Source organism: Mesorhizobium sp. M0140 (assembly GCF_040322475.1).
GTDB lineage: Bacteria > Pseudomonadota > Alphaproteobacteria > Rhizobiales > Rhizobiaceae > Mesorhizobium.
Genome location: NZ_JAMYTM010000007.1, coordinates 80,400 through 101,240, shown reverse-complemented (window position 1 = coordinate 101,240; position 20,841 = coordinate 80,400). Strand labels below are relative to the sequence as shown.

At 61.7% G+C, this 20,841-nt stretch carries 18 protein-coding genes, 2 tRNA genes and 2 pseudogenes; 6 read left to right on the top strand and 16 right to left on the bottom strand.

The window, feature by feature from the left end; translation table 11 throughout:
* Positions 1–36 precede the first annotated feature (36 nt).
* The 8 genes from NKJ37_RS09520 to NKJ37_RS09485 form a co-directional block, all read right to left on the bottom strand.
* Positions 37–897: a tetratricopeptide repeat protein gene (locus NKJ37_RS09520; protein ID WP_031213511.1), complete on the bottom strand. Its 861-nt coding sequence runs from the start codon at positions 895–897 to the stop codon at positions 37–39.
* Positions 884–2,608, bottom strand: coding sequence for a dihydroxy-acid dehydratase (gene ilvD / locus NKJ37_RS09515; RefSeq protein ID WP_352773755.1), 1,725 nt, complete (start codon positions 2,606–2,608; stop codon positions 884–886). The genes NKJ37_RS09520 and ilvD overlap by 14 nt, the downstream gene beginning before the upstream one ends.
* Before the next feature lie 307 nt (positions 2,609–2,915).
* Positions 2,916–4,136: an OmpP1/FadL family transporter gene (locus NKJ37_RS09510; RefSeq protein ID WP_128304005.1), complete on the bottom strand. Its 1,221-nt coding sequence runs from the start codon at positions 4,134–4,136 to the stop codon at positions 2,916–2,918.
* Positions 4,137–4,493: 357 nt separating this feature from the next.
* Positions 4,494–7,277, bottom strand: coding sequence for a valine--tRNA ligase (locus NKJ37_RS09505; RefSeq protein ID WP_128304004.1), 2,784 nt, complete (start codon positions 7,275–7,277; stop codon positions 4,494–4,496).
* Positions 7,278–7,497: 220 nt separating this feature from the next.
* Entirely contained in the window at positions 7,498–8,316 is an 819-nt protein-coding gene (locus NKJ37_RS09500) for a PopZ family protein (protein WP_128304003.1), read from the bottom strand.
* Positions 8,317–8,530: 214 nt separating this feature from the next.
* Positions 8,531–9,922, bottom strand: a complete 1,392-nt coding sequence (locus NKJ37_RS09495; protein WP_023812204.1) for a TolC family outer membrane protein — start codon at positions 9,920–9,922, stop codon at positions 8,531–8,533.
* 181 nt (positions 9,923–10,103) lie between these two features.
* Positions 10,104–10,772 carry a protein-L-isoaspartate O-methyltransferase family protein gene (locus NKJ37_RS09490; RefSeq protein ID WP_023812205.1) on the bottom strand — a complete coding sequence of 223 codons (669 nt, stop codon included), beginning with the start codon at positions 10,770–10,772 and terminating at the stop codon, positions 10,104–10,106.
* A 90-nt stretch (positions 10,773–10,862) separates the two neighbouring features.
* A tRNA-Cys gene (locus NKJ37_RS09485) sits at positions 10,863–10,936 on the bottom strand.
* 220 nt (positions 10,937–11,156) lie between these two features.
* On the opposite strand from NKJ37_RS09485, the gene NKJ37_RS09480 reads away from it, so the two are divergent.
* Positions 11,157–11,360 (top strand): hypothetical protein, encoded by a 204-nt coding sequence (locus NKJ37_RS09480; protein WP_128304002.1) that lies wholly within the window; start codon positions 11,157–11,159, stop codon positions 11,358–11,360.
* 24 nt (positions 11,361–11,384) lie between these two features.
* Here the strand turns inward: NKJ37_RS09480 and NKJ37_RS09475 are convergent, their stop codons facing one another.
* On the bottom strand, positions 11,385–11,642 hold the full coding sequence (locus tag NKJ37_RS09475; RefSeq protein WP_023812207.1) for a hypothetical protein: 258 nt from the start codon (positions 11,640–11,642) through the stop codon (positions 11,385–11,387).
* A 223-nt stretch (positions 11,643–11,865) separates the two neighbouring features.
* Between NKJ37_RS09475 and NKJ37_RS09470 the strand changes: the two genes are divergently transcribed.
* Positions 11,866–11,940 (top strand) — tRNA-Asn (locus tag NKJ37_RS09470).
* Positions 11,941–12,383: 443 nt separating this feature from the next.
* Entirely contained in the window at positions 12,384–12,632 is a 249-nt protein-coding gene (locus NKJ37_RS09465) for a hypothetical protein (protein WP_023812208.1), read from the top strand.
* 381 nt (positions 12,633–13,013) lie between these two features.
* On the opposite strand, the gene NKJ37_RS09460 is transcribed toward NKJ37_RS09465, so the two are convergent.
* The 4 genes from NKJ37_RS09460 to NKJ37_RS09445 form a co-directional block, all read right to left on the bottom strand.
* Complete coding sequence (locus NKJ37_RS09460; RefSeq protein ID WP_023812209.1) at positions 13,014–13,259, bottom strand: hypothetical protein; 246 nt, start codon at positions 13,257–13,259, stop codon at positions 13,014–13,016.
* Positions 13,260–13,471: 212 nt separating this feature from the next.
* Positions 13,472–13,768, bottom strand: a complete 297-nt coding sequence (locus NKJ37_RS09455) for a DUF982 domain-containing protein (protein ID WP_023812210.1) — start codon at positions 13,766–13,768, stop codon at positions 13,472–13,474.
* A gap of 44 nt (positions 13,769–13,812) precedes the next feature.
* Positions 13,813–14,268: a hypothetical protein gene (locus tag NKJ37_RS09450; RefSeq protein ID WP_023812211.1), complete on the bottom strand. Its 456-nt coding sequence runs from the start codon at positions 14,266–14,268 to the stop codon at positions 13,813–13,815.
* A 69-nt stretch (positions 14,269–14,337) separates the two neighbouring features.
* Positions 14,338–14,826 (bottom strand): Hsp20 family protein, encoded by a 489-nt coding sequence (locus NKJ37_RS09445; protein ID WP_023812212.1) that lies wholly within the window; start codon positions 14,824–14,826, stop codon positions 14,338–14,340.
* 284 nt (positions 14,827–15,110) lie between these two features.
* On the opposite strand from NKJ37_RS09445, the pseudogene NKJ37_RS09440 reads away from it, so the two are divergent.
* The 3 genes and pseudogenes from NKJ37_RS09440 to NKJ37_RS09430 form a co-directional block, all read left to right on the top strand.
* Positions 15,111–15,461, top strand: a pseudogene (locus NKJ37_RS09440) (cupin domain-containing protein); the annotation flags it as partial.
* Between the two features lie 130 nt (positions 15,462–15,591).
* Entirely contained in the window at positions 15,592–16,350 is a 759-nt protein-coding gene (locus NKJ37_RS09435; RefSeq protein WP_023812215.1) for a copper homeostasis protein CutC, read from the top strand.
* Positions 16,347–16,844, top strand: a complete 498-nt coding sequence (locus NKJ37_RS09430; RefSeq protein WP_023812216.1) for a GNAT family N-acetyltransferase — start codon at positions 16,347–16,349, stop codon at positions 16,842–16,844. The genes NKJ37_RS09435 and NKJ37_RS09430 overlap by 4 nt, the downstream gene beginning before the upstream one ends.
* Before the next feature lie 28 nt (positions 16,845–16,872).
* Here NKJ37_RS09430 and NKJ37_RS09425 read toward each other — a convergent pair.
* The 3 genes and pseudogenes from NKJ37_RS09425 to NKJ37_RS09415 form a co-directional block, all read right to left on the bottom strand.
* A pseudogene (locus NKJ37_RS09425) lies at positions 16,873–18,476 on the bottom strand (L-lactate MFS transporter).
* A gap of 247 nt (positions 18,477–18,723) precedes the next feature.
* Positions 18,724–19,746: an acyltransferase family protein gene (locus tag NKJ37_RS09420; protein WP_023812219.1), complete on the bottom strand. Its 1,023-nt coding sequence runs from the start codon at positions 19,744–19,746 to the stop codon at positions 18,724–18,726.
* A 273-nt stretch (positions 19,747–20,019) separates the two neighbouring features.
* Positions 20,020–20,817: an FAD binding domain-containing protein gene (locus NKJ37_RS09415; RefSeq protein ID WP_023812220.1), complete on the bottom strand. Its 798-nt coding sequence runs from the start codon at positions 20,815–20,817 to the stop codon at positions 20,020–20,022.
* Positions 20,818–20,841: the final 24 nt, after the last annotated feature.

Genomic DNA, 20,841 nt, shown 5'->3' with positions numbered 1-20,841 from the left:
TCGAGTGCTGCTGGTGAAGCTGACGCGGCCGCCAGACTACTGATCCGCGTTGTTGCCCTTGGTGAGGATATCATCGGCCAGCGAGATGGCGGTGCGGCGGTCGGCCTCGCCGGCGGTGGCAAATGCCTCTTCCTGCATGCCGCGGATCCAGGGCTGGTCAGCCGGCGAAGCGCGTTCGAGCGCTGCCGTCATCATCGCCAGGCCACGAACGATCTTGCCGCTCTGGAACAACAAATGGCCCAGTGTCGCCTGTGCGCCGGCATGGCCTTTCTCGGCGGCGAGTTGGAACCAGCGCCCGGCCTGCTTGACGCTGGCCTTCACGCCGCCCTCGCCCTTCAGGAACATCTGCCCCATTTCGAACTGCGCGTTCGGATTGCGGTAGTTGGCGGCGGCGCGCATGTAATATTCCTGGGCCGCCACCTCGTTCTCGGCGACCGGGCTGCCGGGAATGCCCGTGCGCAAATAGTCGCCAAGCGCCACCAGCGCGTCGGAGACATAGCTTTCCTCAGGCGAGCCGGGCTCGACGTCCTGATCGACGATCTCGGAGAAGAACTTGAACGCCTCGTAGTCGTCACGCGCCACGCCGTCGCCCTCGGCATACATGCGGGCAAGCTTCCAGGTGGCGCCGATCTGGCCGTTTTCGGCGGCGTATTTGTAGGCCTCGGCAGCCTGTTCCTTGTGGCCGTTCTTGTAGGCGGAGAAGCCGAACTGGAAGACCGCCCATGGGCTGGATTGCGGCTTCACCCCGGTCTTGTCGTCGAACACCTTGTCGTCGAAGGCCATGGCCTGGCCCACGGCGCCAAAGGTCGCGCCAAAAGTGGCGATCACGACCAGTGCCGAAAAGACAGACGACCTCAACAACTCTGGTGTTGACTTCAACAACTCAGATGTCCGCATAACAGTGTGTTTCTTTCGCACCGCCCGGATGGGTCACCGCGCCATCGCGCGCCGGCCCTACCGTCTGTGCATATTTCCATATCGCGCCCGACTGATAATCGGTCGCGCGCGCCTTCCATGTCTTTGCCCTCGCCGCCAGTTCGCTATCGGACAACGCCACGTCGATCGTGCCGTTCACCGCGTCGATCGAGATCACGTCACCATCCCTGAGCAGTCCGATCGGGCCGCCTACGGCTGCTTCGGGGCCGACATGGCCGATGCAGAAACCGCGCGTCGCGCCCGAGAAGCGCCCGTCGGTGATCAGCGCCACCTTGCCGCCCATGCCCTGGCCGTAAAGTGCTGCCGTCGTCGACAGCATCTCGCGCATGCCGGGGCCGCCGCGCGGCCCCTCGTAGCGAATGACGAGAACCTCGCCTTCCCTGTAGCTGCGCTGCGTCACCGCCTCGAAACATTCCTCTTCCGAATCGAAGCAGCGTGCCGGGCCGGAGAACTTCAACTCCGCCATGCCCGCGACCTTCACGATCGCGCCTTCGGGGGCAAGGTTTCCCTTCAAGCCCACGACACCGCCGGTTTGGGTAATGGGTGTGTTGGCCGGGCGGACCACGTCCTGATGCTCATTCCAGACAACGTGCTGCATGTTTTCGGCCAAAGTGCGGCCAGTCACGGTCATGCAGTCGCCATGCAGATAGCCGTGGTCGAGCAGCGTCTTCATCAGCAGCGGAATGCCGCCGGCCTCGAACATGTCCTTGGCGACATATTTGCCGCCCGGCTTGAGGTCGGCGATGTAAGGCGTCTTCTCGAAGATCTTGGCCACGTCGAACAGGTCGAACTTGATGCCGGCCTCGTGGGCGATCGCCGGCAGATGCAGTGCCGCGTTGGTCGAACCGCCGGTGGCCGAGACCACGGTCGCCGCATTCTCCAGCGCCTTCAGCGTGACGATGTCGCGCGGCCGGATGTTTTTCGCGATCAGTTCCATGATCTTTTCGCCGGAGGCGAAATTGAACCGGTCGCGCATTTCATAGGGAGCCGGCGCGCCGCAGGAATAGGGCAGCGCCAGGCCGATCGCCTCGGCGACGGTGGCCATGGTGTTGGCGGTGAACTGGGCGCCGCAGGAACCGGCCGAGGGACACGCGACCTGCTCGATCTCAATCAGTTCGTCGTCGCTGATCGTGCCGACCGAGTGCTGGCCGACCGCCTCGAAAACATCCTGCACGGTGATCTGGCGGCCGCGATAGCTGCCGGGCAGGATCGAACCGCCATAGATGAAGATCGACGGCACGTTGAGCCGCACCATGGCCATCATCATGCCGGGCAGCGACTTGTCGCAGCCGGCCAGCCCGACCAGCGCGTCGTAGCAATGGCCGCGCATGGTGAGTTCGACCGAATCGGCGATGACCTCGCGCGACACCAGCGATGACTTCATGCCCTGGTGACCCATGGCGATGCCGTCGGTGACGGTGATGGTGCAGAATTCGCGCGGCGTGCCGCTGGCCGCAGCGACGCCCTTCTTGACCACCTGCGCCTGGCGCATCAGCGAGATGTTGCAGGGCGCCGCCTCGTTCCAGCAGGAGGCGACCCCGACCAGCGGCTGCGCAATCTCGGCCGCCGACAAACCCATCGCATAGAGATAGGAACGATGCGGCGCACGCGCCGGACCGACGGTCACATGGCGGCTGGGGAGCTTAGCCTTGGAGATGACTTTGGCGTCCATACTCTTCCTTGCCCCATCTTCCCTGCAAATGGGGCGGAGCGGCCTGCCCCCTCGCCGAGCCTTTTGGCGCGTGTCCCGAGACAAGATCGAGGTGCGCCGGGTTTATGGCGGGAAATGGGCAATTTCCTCAGCCCGGCTTCCAGCGCAGGGGTTGTTCAGAAAGTGTTGCCAAAACGTCACAATCGCACGGGGCGAAAGAGGTGCGGCTAATATGCAACGCAGCTTGGATACGGGGCGCACGGGCGATGCCGGCTCAAACGAAAAAGGCCGAGCAACGCCCGGCCTTTTGCTTAGAATTTTCAGTTGCTTAGAACTTGATCTTGATACCGCCGGAAATTGCCGTGACCAGATCGTTGCCGAAGTCATAGCTGTCATCGGTGCCCGCGATATAGCCGTTCTCGCCAGCCAACTCCCCTGAATGGCCGCTGGTCAGCACACCGACCGCACCTGCCAGACGAACCTCGATATTCGGCCTGGGCGTATAGGCAACGCCACCACCCAGCGTCCAGGTATCGGTCTGTGCACCATAGCCATGCGACGTGCCACGATCCCAGGAAAGCTGCCCAGCGGCACTCCACTGATCATTGAACTTGTGACCGATACCGCCCGTGACAGTCCAGCCATCACGATACATCAGGTCGAGTGAAGTTAGTTGGCCCAGACCATTCGTGACGCAGAATGAGGAGGGTGTACCCTGGGCACAGATCGGAACGCTTTGCAGGACGCTCCAATTGACCCACTTGATCGAACCGAAAGCGAGCCAGCCAGGTGCGATGCCCGACTGCAGTTTCAATTCGAGCGAATCCGGCATTGACTCCGTCGCACCATAAATCGGTACAGAGACGACGCCGCCGATGTTCAGAGTACCAGAGATATTGTCGAGCTTCACTTGCGAATTGTAGACAAGGCTGGCGCGCAGCGCGATATCTGGAATTTCATAAGCGACGCCCGCACGCCAGCCCCAGCCATCGGCCTCCAGATCGACACGACCGACCATCGTGCCGAAGCCAATATCTGTGTAGTTCTCCTTGAAGCCATAGATCTTCTGGTAGAAAACACCGCCTATGAACCGAAGCTGGCCTTTGCCGGCGTCCATCTTGTAGGAGCAGGTAGCCGCGTAGTTGTCGCTCTTGATGTCGGTTTCGATATTCGAAAACGCGCCGTTCCACGCATTTCCCGGCGCGGTATGTGCACCCCAGGGCTGCGAATAATCGACCATGCAATCCACGCCTTGCACGACCTGGACCTTGGCTCCAATGCGTGGAACCCAATAGCCCTCGGCTCCGTCGGCCGAGGTGCCCAAACCGAGATCGGCTCCGCCCGGGCCGCGCGCATTCTTGTACTTGCGGTCCGGCATCACATAGGTCGCTTCCGCTTCGGTCGCGAACGGAGCCGGATCAAACAACAGGTCGATATCGTAGCCAGCACGCTCCAGGCCGCCGGCATGTGCCGGGTTCATCGCCGTCCCGATCAAAGCCAGCGAAAAGCAGCCCGCCCCAAGCAGCGCTTTCAGTCGCAGAATAGTCATGAAATGTCCTCCCCGAATTCGAGTGCATCAAGCTAGAACCAATTCGGGTTAACGGTGCAACAACGAATTCAAGAGCGTACATGTACACATTCGCCAGGCGCATTTTCGAGGAAATGCAACCGGATGCGGCAAGGCCGAAAACGGTCCGTGATGGCGGATCTGCTTCCAAAAAACAGAGGAAACCCATCCAAAAAGGTTCGAAAACAGCGTTTTTTGCGGTCCGGGAGCCCCATTGTTACATTATGGCAACAATGGGGCTAAAACTTCCGTTTACGTCAAAATTAACGCAACGGCATGCTGATTTTCGAGGCGGAAAACCAGCAGTTTAGAGAGGGCTAAAGTCTCGCGAATCTATCCTTAGCCGGCGTCGCGAACCCTGGCCAACGCGACTGACAGCTTGCCCTGCGCATCGCGGTATTCGGCGAGCTTTTCACGCTCGGCATCGACGATCTCGGCCGGCGCGCTGGCGACGAACCTTTCGTTCGACAGTTTCTTGTGCAGGCGCGCGATCTCCTCGGTCACCTTGGCCAGTTCCTTCTGCAGCCGTGCCGCCTCGGCGGCGAGGTCGATCAGGCTGCCAAGCGGCAGGCAGACCGTCGCCTCATTGAGCACGATCTGCGCCGAGCCCTTGGGCGCGACATCGGCAAGCGAGATGTCGCCGACCCGCGCCAGCCGCTTGATCGCCGAATCCTCGCGAACGAGGCGCTCGCGTGTCACATTATTGGCGCCGACCACGACGAGCGGTGCAATGGCTGCCGGCGGCACGTTCATCTCCGAACGCACGGAGCGAATGCCGGAGACGAGTTCGACCAGCCAATTGATGTCCGCTGCGGCCTCGGCGTCTTCGAAATCCGGTGACGGCCATGCCGCATGACACAGCAGCGAGAGGCGTTGCTTGCCTTCGCCAGCGGTCTGCGCCCACAGTTCCTCGGTCATGAACGGCATCATCGGGTGCAGCAGCTTGTAGATCTCGTCGAGTACGAAGGCGACGCAGGCGCGGCTTTCGGCCTTGGCCGCCTCGTCGGCGCCCATGAACACCGGCTTCAGCAATTCCAGATACCAGTCGCAGAACAGGTTCCAGACGAAGCGGTAGGCGGCACCCGCCGCCTCGTTGAAGCGGTATGAGGTGATGCCGTCCGTGATTTCGCGCGCCGCGCGCGTCAGTTCGGTCAGGATCCAGCGGTTGACCGCCAGCTTCGCGTCATTCAGCCAGAACTCGTCATTGCGCGCGACCTCGTTCATTTCGGCGAAGCGCGTGGCGTTCCACAGCTTGGTGCCGAAATTGCGATAGCCGGCGATGCGCGCCGGGTCGAGCTTCACGTCGCGGCCTTGCGCCGCCATCACCGTCAGGGTGAAGCGCAGCGCATCGGCCCCGTATTCGTCGATCAGGTCGAGGGGGTCGACGACGTTGCCTTTCGACTTCGACATCTTCTGCCCGTTCTTGTCGCGCACCAACGCGTGCATGTAGACGGTGTGGAACGGCTCCTCGTCCATGAAGTGCAGGCCCATCATCATCATACGGGCAACCCAGAAGAAGATGAGGTCGAAGCCGGTCACCAGCACGTCGGTCTGGTAGTAGGTCTTCAGCTCCGGCGTCTCATCAGGCCATCCCAATGTCGAGAACGGCCACAGCGCCGACGAAAACCAGGTGTCGAGTACATCCTCGTCGCGGGTCAGGATCTCGCCCGGCTGGAAATTCTCCAACTTGTCCTCGACCCAGCCCTTCCAGGGTCCTTCCAGAGCCAGGTAGTATTCGATCGCGGCGCCGAGCGCCTCTTCCTCGGTCTTCTCGACGAAGACGCGCCCATCCGGCCCGTACCATGCCGGGATCTGATGACCCCACCACAGTTGGCGTGAGATGCACCAGGGTTCGATATTTTCCATCCACTGGAAATAAGTCTTTTCCCAATTCCCGGGTATGATCTTGGTGCGCCCCTCGCGCACCGAAGCGATCGCTGGCTTGGCCAGTTCCGCCGCATTGGCATACCATTGCTCGGTCAGGAACGGCTCGATCGGCACGCCCCCGCGATCGCCATGCGGGACGGCGTGGCGATGCGGCTCGACCTTTTCGAGGAAGCCGCCCTCTTCCATCAGCTCGACGATCTTCTTGCGCGCGACGAAGCGGTCGAGGCCGTCGAGTTCGTCCCAGACAATTTGGCGCTCCGGCGTCACCTCGAGGCCGGCAAGGAAATCCTCATTATCCCTGAGACTTACCGCCGCCTCCGTGGTCAGGATGCTGATCGCCGGCAGCTTGTGGCGCTTGCCGACCTCGAAGTCATTGAAATCGTGCGCGGGCGTGATCTTGACCGCGCCCGAACCCTTTTCCGGATCGGAGTACTCGTCCGCCACCACAGGAATCCTGCGACCGACGATCGGCAGGACGATGTTCTTGCCGACCAGATGCCGGAAGCGCTCGTCGTCAGGGTGCACGGCGACGGCCGTATCGCCCAGCATCGTCTCCGGGCGCGTCGTCGCCACGGTGATGAAGGTTGTTGGGTTTTCCGGGTCGAAGACCTGGCCCTCTACGGGGTAGCGGAAGTGCCAGAGATTGCCGTTGACCTCCTGCTGCTCGACCTCGAGATCGGAGATCGCGGTGAGCAGCTTGGGATCCCAGTTCACAAGGCGCTTATCCTTGTAGATCAGCCCTTCCTTGTAGAGCGTGACGAACACTTCGAGCACGGCCTTGGACAGGCCTTCGTCCATGGTGAAGCGTTCGCGTGACCAATCGGCCGAGGCGCCGAGCCGCTTTAACTGGTTGAAGATCGCGCCGCCGGATTCGGCCTTCCACTCCCACACTTTCTCGATGAACTGCTCGCGGGTCAGGTCGCGGCGATGGATCTGCTTTTCCATCAGCTGCCGCTCGACCACCATCTGCGTGGCGATACCGGCATGGTCCATGCCCGGCTGCCACAGGACATTCTTGCCGCGCATGCGCTCGAAGCGCACCAGTATATCCTGCAGCGTGTTGTTGAGCGCGTGTCCCATATGCAGCGAGCCGGTGACGTTCGGCGGCGGGATGACGATGGTGAAGGCTTCCGCCCCCTCCTCGGCCCCGGCACCGGCGCGAAACGCGTCGGCCTCTTCCCAGACTTTGGCGATCTTCGGCTCGACGGTTTTGGCGTCGTAGGTCTTTTCAAGCATGGGAAAATGGTCCGCGCTGTCGGGAGTTTTGCTGGTCCGCTGTAAATCGGAAGGCTTTGACCAAGTCAACCGCAAGGGCTGTCTCGGACCCTCACAACCAGATAGGCGCGGCCTTGGTCATTTCAACGGAAAGCGATCCGTCGTCCTGCCAACAAGCTGACCTCACCAAAGGAAACGGCGCCACGAGGGCGCCGCTTCCTTTGGTGATCGGCATGGGGAACTACTGCGCCCCGCGCGCCACGCGCTCGATCTCCTCGCGCACCAGCCTTTCGACCAGTGTCGGCAGATTGTTGTCGAGCCAATCCTGCAGCATCGGCCGCAGCATCTCTTCGGCCATTTCGTCGAATGTCTTCTTGCTGCGGCTGGCAAACGCGTCGGAAAGCTCGCCAAAGGCAGCCGCGACCTGCCGGCCGGTGTGCTCGGAAACGATCGCCGGACGCGGCGCGTCGCTGGCCGCCACCGGTCGCACCACGCTTGCATCCGGACGAGACGGCTCGACGGCTGCTTTCGCGGTCGGTTCGTCACTTGGAGTCTCCACGGACGGCTGGGCAGCGGTCTTGGGGGCTTCGCTCCGGTCCGACACCGCCCTCGCCTGCTCACCGACCGCGGCGATCTCGCGACGCCAATCGGCGATGGAAGCGTCGGCGACAGGACGCGATCCCGGCGCTTCAACCGTGATTGGCTCGGCGGCGACGCGGGCGCTGACCTCGGCAAGTGTCATCGATGGCTTTGCCGGGCCGGGATCGGGGCGCACCGGCGTTTCCATGCGTGCGGCCACCGGCTCGGCCGCCGGCAACTGTGCCTGGACTTCCGCCAGCGTGACCGGCTTCCTGCCGTCGGGGGCGGCATGCAGGTCGGCACGGAATGCTTCCACGTCGGGGGCTGCATAGGCGCTCGACGCGCGCTCCAGATCCTGGCTCAACTCATCGGCGTCGCCCGGCTGCTTGCGGCCGCCGTCGCTGTCCTCGATGATCCGCCTGATGGAAGCCAGTATCTCTTCCATGGAAGGTTCGCGCTGTGCGCTGCTTGCCGTTGCCATCGTCACATCCGCCGCCCTTGTGACCCCTGTTGGGTTTTCCGATCCGGCAGAGCCGGATCGAATCATGGCGACAGCGTAACCGACGGATCGCCGCACGAGAATCCCCAATCTGGGGACTTGTGGGATTTCAACAGATTAGCGCGATCTGAACCCGAGAGCGCAGTACGAAAGATCCTGCTCAAACGAGGAGCACGGCCAGTCCTGGCCGAACGCTTCAGCGGCCGTCCGGCGTGCGCAGGCCGTACCACTTGTCCTTGACCGCGTTGTAATGCTCTTCAGGCTTGTATTTCGCTACCTGCAAGCCAAGGCGGTCGACGGACAGACGGCCGGTCGCCTGCAGGATGGCGTAGCTCGCCACCACCACATCATGTTCGTAACCGGCCTGGTTGATCTGGGCGGTGATGACCGTCGCCTGCGCGTTGAGGACGTCGAGCGTGGTGCGCTGGCCGACATTGCGCTCTTCGATGACACCGTTCAGTGCCAGCTTCGCGGCCTCGATCACCTGCCTGTTGGCCGTCAGCTGCTGCTGCGCGGCGGTGTACTCGGTCCAGGCGGCGGTGACGGCCTGGCGCACCTGGTCGCGGCTGACGTCGACCTGGATGCGGGCCTGGCTGAGCGATTCCTTGTCCTGGCGCACGATCGCCGAGGTGCGGCCACCCGAATAGATCGGGATGGTCAGCGTTGCCCCGACACTGGCCGAATTGGTCGTGCCATCCTGCGAACCGACGCCCGGCAAAGGCGAGGTATTGCGATAGGCGCTCGAAACGCCGGCGGAAGCCGACAGCTGCGGCAACAGCGCGCCTTCGGCCGACTTCACCGAAAACGCGGCCGCGTCGACCAGATGCTGCGTGGCAAGGATGGCCGGATGCTCGTTCGAGGCCACCCCGACGGCGGCGGCGAGGCTCGACGGCAACAGCTTTGCCACCGGCGAAGCGCCCTTGAGCTTGCCCGGCTCGTCGCCGACGATCTGGCGGTAGATCGCCGCACTTGCCAGCGCCTGCGCCCGGGCGGCACTCAGCGATGCCACGGCGGCGGCCCGCGAAGCATCGGCCTGGGCGACATCGGTGCGCGTGCCTTCGCCAACTTCGAAACGCGAACGCGCCGCGCGCGCCGTTTCGGTAAGGAACTGAAGGTTCTGCTCAGTCAGCACGGCGACCTGCCGGTCGCGAATCACGTTCATATAGGCTTGGGCCGCGCTGAACAGGATACCCTCTTCGGTGTTGCGCAGGCTTTCGACGGAAGCGCGGACCTGCGCTTCGGCGGCAGCGACATTGTTCCTGGTCTGAAAGCCATCGAACAGCATCTGGTTTATCTGGACGCCAAAATTTCCGGTGGTCAGCCTCACGCTTGAATTGGTGCCATTGAGATGGCTGCTCGAATAATCAATATCCGCCGAGCCGGTGACAATCGGGCGGTAGCCCGACTTGGCGATGGCGACACCCTCGTCGGTGACACGAACGCCGGCGCGGGATGCATTCAGCGAAGAATTGTACTGATAGGCCTTTGCAAGCGCGCCGGAGATGCTTTCGGCTGAAGCCGCCAGTGGGGACAGCATGGTCGCCGAAACGAGGACGGCGGTGAAAAGTGACTTGCGTAAAGACGGCACGGTTAAACCCTCATTCGTTTTCCATGGGAACCGCGCCGCGCCTGCTTCTCTCATAGATCAGCCGGCGCCGCGTGTTCGATGTTCCCTGCTGCTCACCCCAAAGTGCCCCCAGTCTGGGATCCGCAGCGATCGTTCAAATGCAAGCGACCATGACACAGCCTCTCCTGCAAGGCCAAATCATTCAGAATTCGAAAGCACGAATGCGTTCAAACCCCGGTAGTGGCTTAATTGCCGCATTAAATGCACGTCTTCCGGTTACAACCCCCCCGGCCTTGAAAAAGAGACGGGCCACGCCGGAATTGCCCTGCCCTTCGACGGCGACAAGGCGGCCGCCTTCGGCGAGTTGGTCCAGCAGCGCCACCGGCACTTCCGCGACGCTGCCACCGACGAAGATGACGTTATAAGGCGCCTTAGCGGCATGCCCCTGCGGCAACGCGCCCTGGACGACGGTCACATTGCCGCAGCCCAGCGACGAAAGCGTCGATCTGGCGGTTTCCGCCAGCGCCGAATCACTTTCGAGCGCCACCACGGACCTGGCCAGTCGCGACAGGATGGCCGAGGCGTAGCCGGTTCCGCAACCGACATCGAGCGCCGAATCGGTCGGGTTGATCTCCGCCAGCTGGATAAGCTTGGCCAACGGCGATGCTTCCATCAGGTAGCGCGCGCCGTCCGCGCCGGCGGCAATGCGGATGTCCTCGTCGATATAGGCCAGATCGCGCTGGGCGGCGCCGACAAACATCTCTCTTGGGACGACAAGCATTGCATCGAGCAGCGGCGCGCTGGTCACATCGGTGGTGCGGACCTGGCCGTCGACCATCTTGACGCGTAGTTCGGAGAAATCAGCGCTCATGTCCCAACCAATCCGCTTGCCGCGCCAGAACCGCGGTCCATTGTGTCAGGAACTTCAGGCCCCTGCGCTGCCGCGCGGGGGCCCGGGCATTGGAGGCCTCGCCCGGAATCGAACCGGGGTGCAAGGATTTGCAGTCCTCTGCGTAACCACTCCGCCACGAGGCCTCATTGCTCCCGGCGTTCCACCCGGTTCCAATAGGTTGCGGCGAAAATGACGTCAAGCGGCCACCGTGCATTCCGAACGGTTTCCTCGCGTCAGTCCGGACGGCACCCGGCAAATCGTCGGATCGGGCCTGACCGCTCCATTAGCGGACAATTAAGCATAGCCTGCCCGGAGAAGAAACTCATCGGCGGCCGTGCGTTGGACATGGCAGGAGGAAGAGCCATGCACCGGACAGTGGCAGCAAATACAAGTGCCTCGTCCGGCCTGTCCCTGCCACAATGCGGAGAGCCTCTGCATTACGCAATCGACCGTCTGTCCATCGAAGGTGCGGACAGCCTGTCGCCGCATGACAGGGCAAGGCTTGCCTCGGCCGCGGCGATTCTCAAGCAGATCCGTGAGGCGCTGGAAGAGCACGCCGCCCGCTGAACACCCGCCTTGCGCTATCGGCGGTCAATCGGGCCGGCGACGCCGTTCCCACCAGACGACAAAGCGACGCCGGTGACGGCGAACCATGGCGAATTCATAGGACAGCACCAGCAATCCGAGCGGAACCATCCAGAAGCCGAGGATCGGCAGGAAACCGAGGACGCCGCCAACGGTCAGCAGGATGCCGATCGTGATTCTGAGCCCGCGCGAGCGCGGCATTTTGAACTCGCGCCCGAAAACGGAGATTTTCCGCGCCGGCATCTGGTTGTCTTGTGCTGTCATCGTCTCGAAAGATTGACCCGTTTGATTGTTCGCAAGCATGCTTGAACCAAAGCAGCCGCCGCGCTTTCGGTTCCATATCCCCGCCAAGACGGCTAATATGAGGGCTTCCTTCGACGATTGCGAGAAACGCCTGCGCGAAAAAGCCTCGGAAAAATGTGAAAAGCTTCTTTGCAAAGCCGAAAAGGGCAGCTATAGGCTGCGCCACTCACATAAGAGCATCCGTTCCCCGGTAGCTCAGTGGTAGAGCAACCGGCTGTTAACCGGTTGGTCGCTGGTTCGAATCCGGCCCGGGGAGCCAATCTTTTCAAAGCCTTGAGACGGTCAGGTCGCCCATAGGGGCTGATCTATGGCATGTCTGCAAAATCGCGGTCAGCAGGTTGATTCTCAACTTGACCTGGCCCCGCTGTCCAGCGCCGTCGATGACGCCGCGGCATCGGGACGGTTCGCGGGAGCAGGCATAAGGCCTTGCTTCGATCTCGGCGATCTCATCTCTTGTCGCCGTTCGGGTTGGGTGCCGGTGCCTCTCGCACATCTCGCGGTGGCGGGTCGACATGCTTAAGCTCTGGCGGGACTTCTTTGTCCCGGCGTTGCACAGGTATCTTCTCCGGTGCGGGCTTCGATGGTGGCTCTTTGATCTTGCTCGGCATAATCGAGTTAACCGCCCTGCCGGTCTCTTGTTCCGTAGCGAGCAGAAAACCTGAATGCGTGGGGAACCGGGAACATCGAAGAGCGTTTTCTCGCATGCTGAAGAAGATCGCCCTCGCCGCCGTGCTGGTCCAGGTTGCCGCGTTTTCGGCTCTCATCACCCAGACGGTCCTCTTCGCGTCCACGGCCACACAGGCCGCCGACGCGAAGCCCGGCGACGCAGTCGCCGTCACCATTGAGAACGAACGGGACAAGGCGGCGCAACCTATTGTTGCCGGCCAATGTCCAACGCGGCTTGTGGCGAGCAAGGTCTTCACGAGGAACGTAATTACGGCGCAACAATAGCTCGCCATCGATGCCGGCCATCCGTCGATCCCCCCAATTTAAGTCAGGGCAATGTGCTTGAAAGCACAATGATTCCTGTTACTTGCGACGTAGGGCGAGTGCGTTTGGGTTGGGCAAGAATTAGTATGATTTCATCGAATATGGAATGCCCGCGCTGTCATGGCAGCGGCAGGGTTTTCGACTGCTCCAAGTGGTATGCGTCAAACGGGCACTGCTGCCCGCAGGGAACCCATCGGGGTGGCTGCCCTGGAAAGACGGGCGCCTGCGCGGAATGCGACGGCCTGGGGACGATGGCGGAGCCTCCGCTGAGAGCCGTGGCGTAATCTGCGAGAGCCGCGCATGCCGCTGATGACGGCGCGGAGGCGCCCGAACGAGCATATTTTACTCTGTTGGTGTTTCTACGGGTGGTGCGGCCAGAACCGTGATGTCCATCCTGGCGATCTTGGATGCCGCGCGGCCTTGCGCGCCAGCATCCATATCGCCGCCTGCGGCAACCATGATTTTGGCCAGATGTCCCACGGCGTCCGCGCTGCGGCCCGGCGAAAATCCTTCCCCGGTTTGCGGCTTCCCCACTGCCGTTTGTTTTTCCGGGACATGCGGATGTTGACTTACGATAGCGGAAACCATTGAACCTCCTGTGGCGACGCTTCGAACATTATATTAGCGTTGACTGTTGCGAGGCTGACCTAGCCAGTCGCCAAAAACCGCACCAGGGAGTTCGAACAAAAGATCGAGCCGCCCCGCTACAAGGTGAACTGGTAGGGCAGCTCACCTTGCAGCGATGTGAAAACGACGATGCAGGCCCAGCCGTCCTGGTAGCGCCGCCCCTTTTATCAAGGCTAAGCGGTAATCCCACCGCGACCTGACCTTGTGTCCATCCAAGGGAACTGAGCAAGCGGGTCCTGCAGGATCTTGACGGATCTTGCGAAGCCGGCGACGGCATCGCGCGCCACCGTCAGCGGAACCTGGCCGTCGTAAGCACGCTGGCAGGCTCGAAAGGCCGTTTCGAAAATCGGACCCCGCCTTTCCCTTGGCCACTCGTCAAAGAAGTCAAAGGCGTCGTCGAGGCACCCTATTTCTTGAATGAACTCGCCATTCTTGACCAGGACCGGTTGGTCGAACGTCCTGTCACTCATGTAATCCTCCATTCGGCACGGTGGGTTGTTGCTGGTTCGGGTCATCATGCGATTGCATGCTCCGGCTCGGCCAACATGCCGCCACCTCCACGCCCAGGCGGTACCGTTGCAATGGCCGGGATTGGCGGCGGATCATCGTCGTCATCTCGCCAGGGGTGCCGCATCCAACCGAGGCGGCTCTTCCTGCGGCGCCGGTCGAAAGACGGGCTGACGGTGCCCGGCATCTTTGAAATACGCGGTTCCCGCCCGGATTCGTCCAGGAGGTGGAGGGCGCGAAGTATGTCGCTGACTTCCACGATGGCGCCGTTGTCCAATTGCCGCAACGCGGGATTGTCAGGAACCGCATGAACGTCGGAAGCCCAGAAAGCGAGCAAAGCCCGCTTTGCGCCGATTGTCATCGTCTCCTCGTTCAGGACGTCATCTGGCGTCCGCAACTCAGCGGATTCCGCGGCAAGATTTTTCGGTTCGGGTTGGTAAAAACTGTAAGCTTCGGTTCTCATCTCCATTCTCCGCGAGCTGTGCCTCCCGGCCGAACCGGGAGGCGGACCGTAGATCTAGGTTCCAGGGAATCAGGCGACCTCGCGCTGAGGCTCCGCATCGGAATCGATCAACTGCTTCTTGCCGGGTTGCTCGAGCGAAACCGCCTTGGCTTCGGACCCTATCTCAATGCGCCGAGGCTTGAGTTCCTTGGGCACTTCGCGGATCAGGTCCACCGACAGCAAGCCATTCTCGAGGTTGGCCGCCTTGACCTTTACGTGATCGGCAAGTTTGAACACCTGCTTGAAGTTGCTCGTCGCCAAGCCGCGATGAAGGACCTCCCGATTTTCCTGGTCGGGTTTCCTTTGGCCGATGACAGACAATTCGGGGCCGTTCTGTATGAGTTCGACTTCATCGAGAGCGAAGCCGGCGATAGCCATCGTAATGCGATAGTCGTTCTCGCCAATCTTCTCGATATTGTAGGGAGGCCAGTCGGAGCGCCCGCTTTTCTCGAGCATATCGAAGAGACGGTCGAAGCCGACCGTTGTGCGGTAAAGAGGGGTATAATCAAAGCTTCTCATAGCCATATCCTCCGTGAAGCAACATGGGTTACGAGGCTGTCGCAGCGCCGCTGCGACGCCAATATGTCGAGCCGAAGCCTCGACGGAAAACGATCTGGTAATCGTGTTTTTTTCCGTCAAGAGGGGCGTAAAAAATTTTCTGGCCGGCAGGCAGATCCAGCGAGCCATGCTCTTCGGCGGGGAATTCCGCCACACCGTACGAGGTCCGCTGAAGCGGGTGCCCAAGGCGCTGCCTTGCGTGCTGGCGGTCACTGCGCGATGTTGGCGGCGGGGTGGAGCGAATCATGCGAAAAATTTTGATGTCCGGACTGCTGCTCGCGGTGGCCTTTTCCGCGAACCCGGCCCACGCGCTGGACAGCAGCGGCACGCCTGTCGTCGTGACCCCTCTTGCGTCGCGCACGACGACCGCGTCCGGCCAGCCGATCACGCTGCCGCAGAAGAACGTGCAGGTGCTGGTCTCGAGCTACGACATCGCGTCGGGCGCGACCTTGCCGGTCCACAGGCACCCCTTTCCGCGCTACGCCTATGTCCAGGCCGGCACGCTGAAGGTCACCAATGTCGAGACCGGCATCAGCAACACCTACAAGGCTGGCGATTTCATCATCGAAATGATCGGCCAGTGGCATCAGGCCACCAAGGCGCCAAGAATACGGAATTGCGCCAATAACCGCGAAGTCTGTGCCCGAAGGCGGAAGGCTGTTCGCGCTTTCGCAGCAGCCGGCCCGGTGCTAGGGCTGGCCGGGAAATCATGGACTGGATCGCCCCTTGACCAAAGCTCTCCGCCTGCCGCTGATCGAAATCTGTGTCGAAGGCATTGACGGCCTGCTCGCGGCGCAAGCCGCTGGCGCCGACCGGGTCGAATTATGCGCCAGCCTCATCGAAGGCGGCATCACGCCGAGCCTCGGCACGGTCCGCGCCGCCATCGAGCAGGCAAGCGTGCCGTTTCACGTCATGGTGCGGCCGCGCGGCGGCGATTTTCTCTACAGTGAGACCGAATACGCCTCGATGCTGGCCGATGTCTCGGCACTGCGCGAACTCGGCGTGCCCGGCGTGGTGTTTGGCTGCCTGAACGCCGATGGCACCATGGATGAGGCGCGCATGAGCGAACTGACACAAGCCGCTGGCCCCTTGAACGTCACCTGCCATCGCGCCTTCGACATGACGCGCGATCCGGCCGAGGCGCTCGAATCGCTGATCCGCAGCAAGGTCGGCCGCGTGCTGACCAGCGGCCAGCGTGACACTGCCGTCGAAGGCTTGCCGCTGTTGGCGGATCTGGTGCGGCAGGCCGGCGACCGCATCGTCATCCTCGGCTGCGGCGGCCTGGATTTGCACAACATTGCCGAAGTGCGCAGCAAAACCGGCCTGTCCGAAATGCATTTTGCCGCCCTCAAGGATGTGCCGAGTGCCATGGACTACCGCAATCCCCATGTCGGCATGGGTGGTTCCGATCTCGATCGCGAGTATCGCAACACGCTGACCGACACACCGCTGGTGGCGGCAACGATTGCGGCAGCCAAGGCATGACCTCTACCCCTGCCCCGATAGCCCGTGTATCGGCCGCAGACGAAGCGGCGATCCTGGCGCTCAACAACGAGCATGCCGCCGAACTGTCGTGGCTGGAGGCTGAGCGGCTGTCTTTCCTGCTTGGCGAAGCGTTTTACACCAGGCGCATCGGCGATCTCGAAGCCTTCATCATGACCTTCGACCAGGACGCCCGCTACGACAGCCCGAATTTCCTGTGGTTCCGCGAGCGCTATAAGCGCTTCGTCTATGTCGACCGCGTCGTCGTGGCGGCGCATGCGCGCGGCCGCGGCCATGCCCGCCGGCTCTATCAGGATCTGTTCGGCCATGTTGAGCGCGCCGGCTACAATCTGGTCACCTGCGAAGTCAACACCGCCCCGCCGAACCCTGCCTCGGATGCCTTTCACGCCGCCCTTGGCTTCACTGAGGCCGGCGACGCCGTCATCCATGGCGGCAAGAAAGCGGTCCGCTATTACATCAGACGAACCTCCGTCTGAGGCCAGGCGGATCGAACTGAAGACAGGGCTACTGGAACAAGGCTGTCGCACTCACCAGCGTCATCCAGAACCCCCAGACCAACGGGATGCCGACCAGCAGCCAGGCCAGCGTCAGTTTGATCGAATTGCCGTTGTCTTGCGCCATGGTCGGTCTCCTCAGAGCATGATCCCGAAATTGGGCTCCGGTTTCGGAAAAGATCATGCTCAAACAATACGATAGAGCCCATCCCGATTCTATCGGGATGGAACTGGCTCTAAGCCACCGCTGGTTCGGTCTTCATGTGGAAGCGCGCATTGACCGGCCGCATCATCAGGTTGAGCAGGAGGCCGATGACCAGCAGGCCGGCCATGATGTACATGGTGACCGTGTAGGCGTCGGCCTTCGCCACGCCGCTGTCGATCTGGGACTGCCTGATATAATTCACCAGCACCGGGCCAAGCACGCCCGCCACCGACCACGCGGTCAGCAATCGGCCGTGGATGGCGCCGACGTAACGCACGCCGAAGACGTCGCGCAGGTAGGCGGGAATGGTGGCGAAGCCGCCGCCATACATGCTGAGGATGATCCCGTAGAACAGCACGAACAGGAAGACGCTGCCGGTCTGGCCGGTCCAAGGCACCGCCGCATAGAGGACGACGCCCAGCGCGAAGAAGATGGCATAGGTTGTCTTGCGGCCGATATAATCGCTGGTCGAGGCCCAGAAGAAGCGGCCGAGCATGTTGAAGATCGACAACAGGCCGACGAAACCGGCAGCAGCGGCCGGCGAGATGCGTCCCGGGAACATCTCCTGGCTCATGGCCGAGGCTTGCCCGAGCACGCCAATGCCTGCCGTGACGTTAAGGCACAGCACACCCCAAAGCAGCCAGAACTGCGGCGTCTTCAACGCATCGTCGAGATGGACATTGGACGTCGTCACCATCGCATCCTGTGCCGCCGGCGGCGTCCATCCGGCGGGCCGCCAGCCCTCCGGCGGCACCCTGACGATAACAGCCCCAATCAGCATGAAGACGAAATAGACGATGCCCAGCACGAGGAAGGTTTCAGCGACGCCGATATGCTCAGGCGTCGAACAGCTTCATCAGATAAACCGACAGCGGCGAGGCGATGAAGGCGCCGCCGCCGAAGCCCATGATCGCCATGCCGGTTGCCATGCCCGGCCGGTCCGGAAACCAGGTGATCAGCGTCTTGACCGGCGAGATGTAGCCGAGGCCGAGACCGATGCCGCCCAGCACGCCGTAGCCGAGATAGATGATCCACAACTGGTGCAGATAGACGCCGAGCGCCGAGACAATGAAGCCGCCACCGAAACAGCAGGCAGAAGCGACCATGGCTTTGCGCGGCCCGACACGATCCAGCCAGCCGCCGCCGAACGCCGCCGCAATGCCCAGGAACAGGATCGCGATCGAGAAAATCCAGCCAAGGCCGGTCAGCTTCCAGTCGTCGGGCGCCGAGTCGGTGATGCCGACCAACTTCGACATCGGCAGGTTGAAAACGCTGAACGCATAGGCCTGGCCGATGCAAAGGTGTATGCAGAGCGCCGCTGGCGGCACCATCCACCTGCTGAAGCCAGGTTCGGCGACGGTGCGTGAGCGGTCGAGCCAGCCGCCCGCCCTCTCCCCGGTCGTGTCCATTCCATCCTCCCAGATGCGTCTTCGAACCATCTTCTCAGATGTGTCCTGCGAACAAACTAGGAGGGTGAGCCGGTGAGGCAATAAGGAATGCCCGTCATAAGACCAATGTCTAATGAGACTGGCCTATATCGAAAGCAGGTCATTACTTTCCAAAAAATTATATTAGAGATAATTAATTGATTGTCTGCTTATGAAGCGCGATCCACTCCACCTGCACTCGCGATCATCTGGCCGGGCACGACGGCATTCACCAGTTGCGGTTGAGCCATTCGCGCGCCGGGCGCTCGATGAGGTAGTAGCTGCAGAGCGCGCAGGCAAAAACGCCGGCCAGCATCGGGATCGGCGCGCTGCCTTGTTCATAGACGAATTTGTAGAACGGCTGCTGCCACAGATAGAGCGAGTACGACCACAGGCCCAGCGTCGCCATCGGCCAGGAGGACAGCAATCCGGAAAAATACCGTGGGCTGAAATCGAGTGCGTTGACGGCCAGCGCCAGCAGCGGCACCGCGAAGAGATAGTGGATCGGCGTCGGCACCTGATCCAGGAACAGGACAACGGCACAGAACGTTGCCACCAGGGCCACATGCTTGCCTCTCAAAAACGCAGGCAGCCTGCCATCGGCCTTGAGCAGGCAGATCGAAGCCGACAGCAGGATCGACGCGATGTGCACGTCGGTGCGCCAATAAGTGGTTTCGTAGTCCATCCCGAAGACCCAGTACGAAACCGCGCCATTGGCCATGGCCAGCAAGGCCAGCGCCAGGAGCAGCACGACCACGCGAGAGCGACTTGAGACGATGACGCTGATCAGCGCCAGGATGATGTAGGCGTGCTCCTCGATGCAGAGCGACCAGATATGGTCGAGCGCCCCTGCCCGCGTCAGGAGAATGCCGGCATAGTTGTAGGTGAATGTCAGCGCCGTCAGCGCCGCCTTCCATTTGAAGGCGATGAACGTGCCGGCCAGCGCGATCATCGCGACGACTACGAAGACCAGAAGAGCTGGATAGATGCGGGAGAAGCGGCGTTTGAAGAATTTTTTCAGCGGGTAGCGTTCGATGAACAGGATCTCGCCCATCAGCCGGCCGCTGAGCACGAAGAAGAATTCGACGCCCAGCACGCCAAGATTGATTCCCGGAACCGGAAAGAAATGGCCGATCAGCACCAGCGCGATCGAAAGGCCGCGCCAGCCGTCGAGATAGGCCAGTCTTGTTCTGGTTGATCTGTCGGCGGCGGATCGGGACGGAACGACATGCGTCGCGGAAATGTCGGTCATACCGATCCTCTCGCAATAGGTATGCGAAGGGTACGACGGTACATTTCGAACCCAGCTCGCATTCCCGCCCAAATCCATATTGCAGTGCAATATGGATTTGTGCAAGTGCGAGATTGCCGCCGGTGCAGTTCCAGGTGAAGTGTCGGCGGAAGAAATTGCTCAGGCAAACGATTGGTGCGGGGGGCGATTCCATCAAAATTGGACAACTACAGGTCGTCCCAAAAAGGAAAAGGGGCCGCATGACCCCTTCTCCCGTGTTCACAACTGACCGTATCAGGCGTTGGCGGCAGCCACCGCGCGCTTGGCCATCACCGCGATCAGATTGGCGCGATAGTCGGCCGAGGCATGGATGTCGGTCATCAAATTCTTCGCCGGCACTTTTACCCCTTCGAGTGCCGAGGCCGCGAAGTTCCCGGCTAATGCTGCCTCGATCTCCTTCGAACGAAAAACGCCGTCGTCGCCGGCACCGGTGACGGCGACGCTGACGCCATCCTTGCCCTTGGCCACGAACACGCCGACGATGGCGTAGCGCGATGCCGGATTGCGGAATTTTTCATAGGCCGCCTTGGCCGGCGCGGTGAAGGTGACGGCGGTGACGATTTCGCCATCCTTCAACGACGTTTCGAACAGGCCTTTGAAGAATTTGTCGGCTGATATCTGGCGCTTGTTGGTGATGATGGTGGCGCCCAGCGCCAGCAGCGCCGCCGGATAATCGGCCGCCGGATCGTTGTTGGCGATCGAGCCGCCGATCGTCCCCTTGTGGCGCACCGCCGGATCACCGATCAGCGATGCCAGATGAGAAAGCGCCGGACAGACCTTCTTCAGCTTCTCGTCATTGGCAACAGCGTGATGCGTGGTGGCGGCGCCGATGGCGACGGTCTTGCCCGACACCGTGACGCCCTGCAGCTCCGTGATCCGCGACAGGTCGACAAGGTCGGACGGCGCGGCAAGCCGCGTCTTCATCGCCGGGATCAGCGTCATGCCGCCCGAAAGCAGCTTGGCGTCGCCGGTCTTGATCAGCTTGGCGGCATCGGCGACCGAGGCGGCGCGGTGATAGTTGACTGCGTACATTTGTCTTTCTCCCCTGGGTGAAAG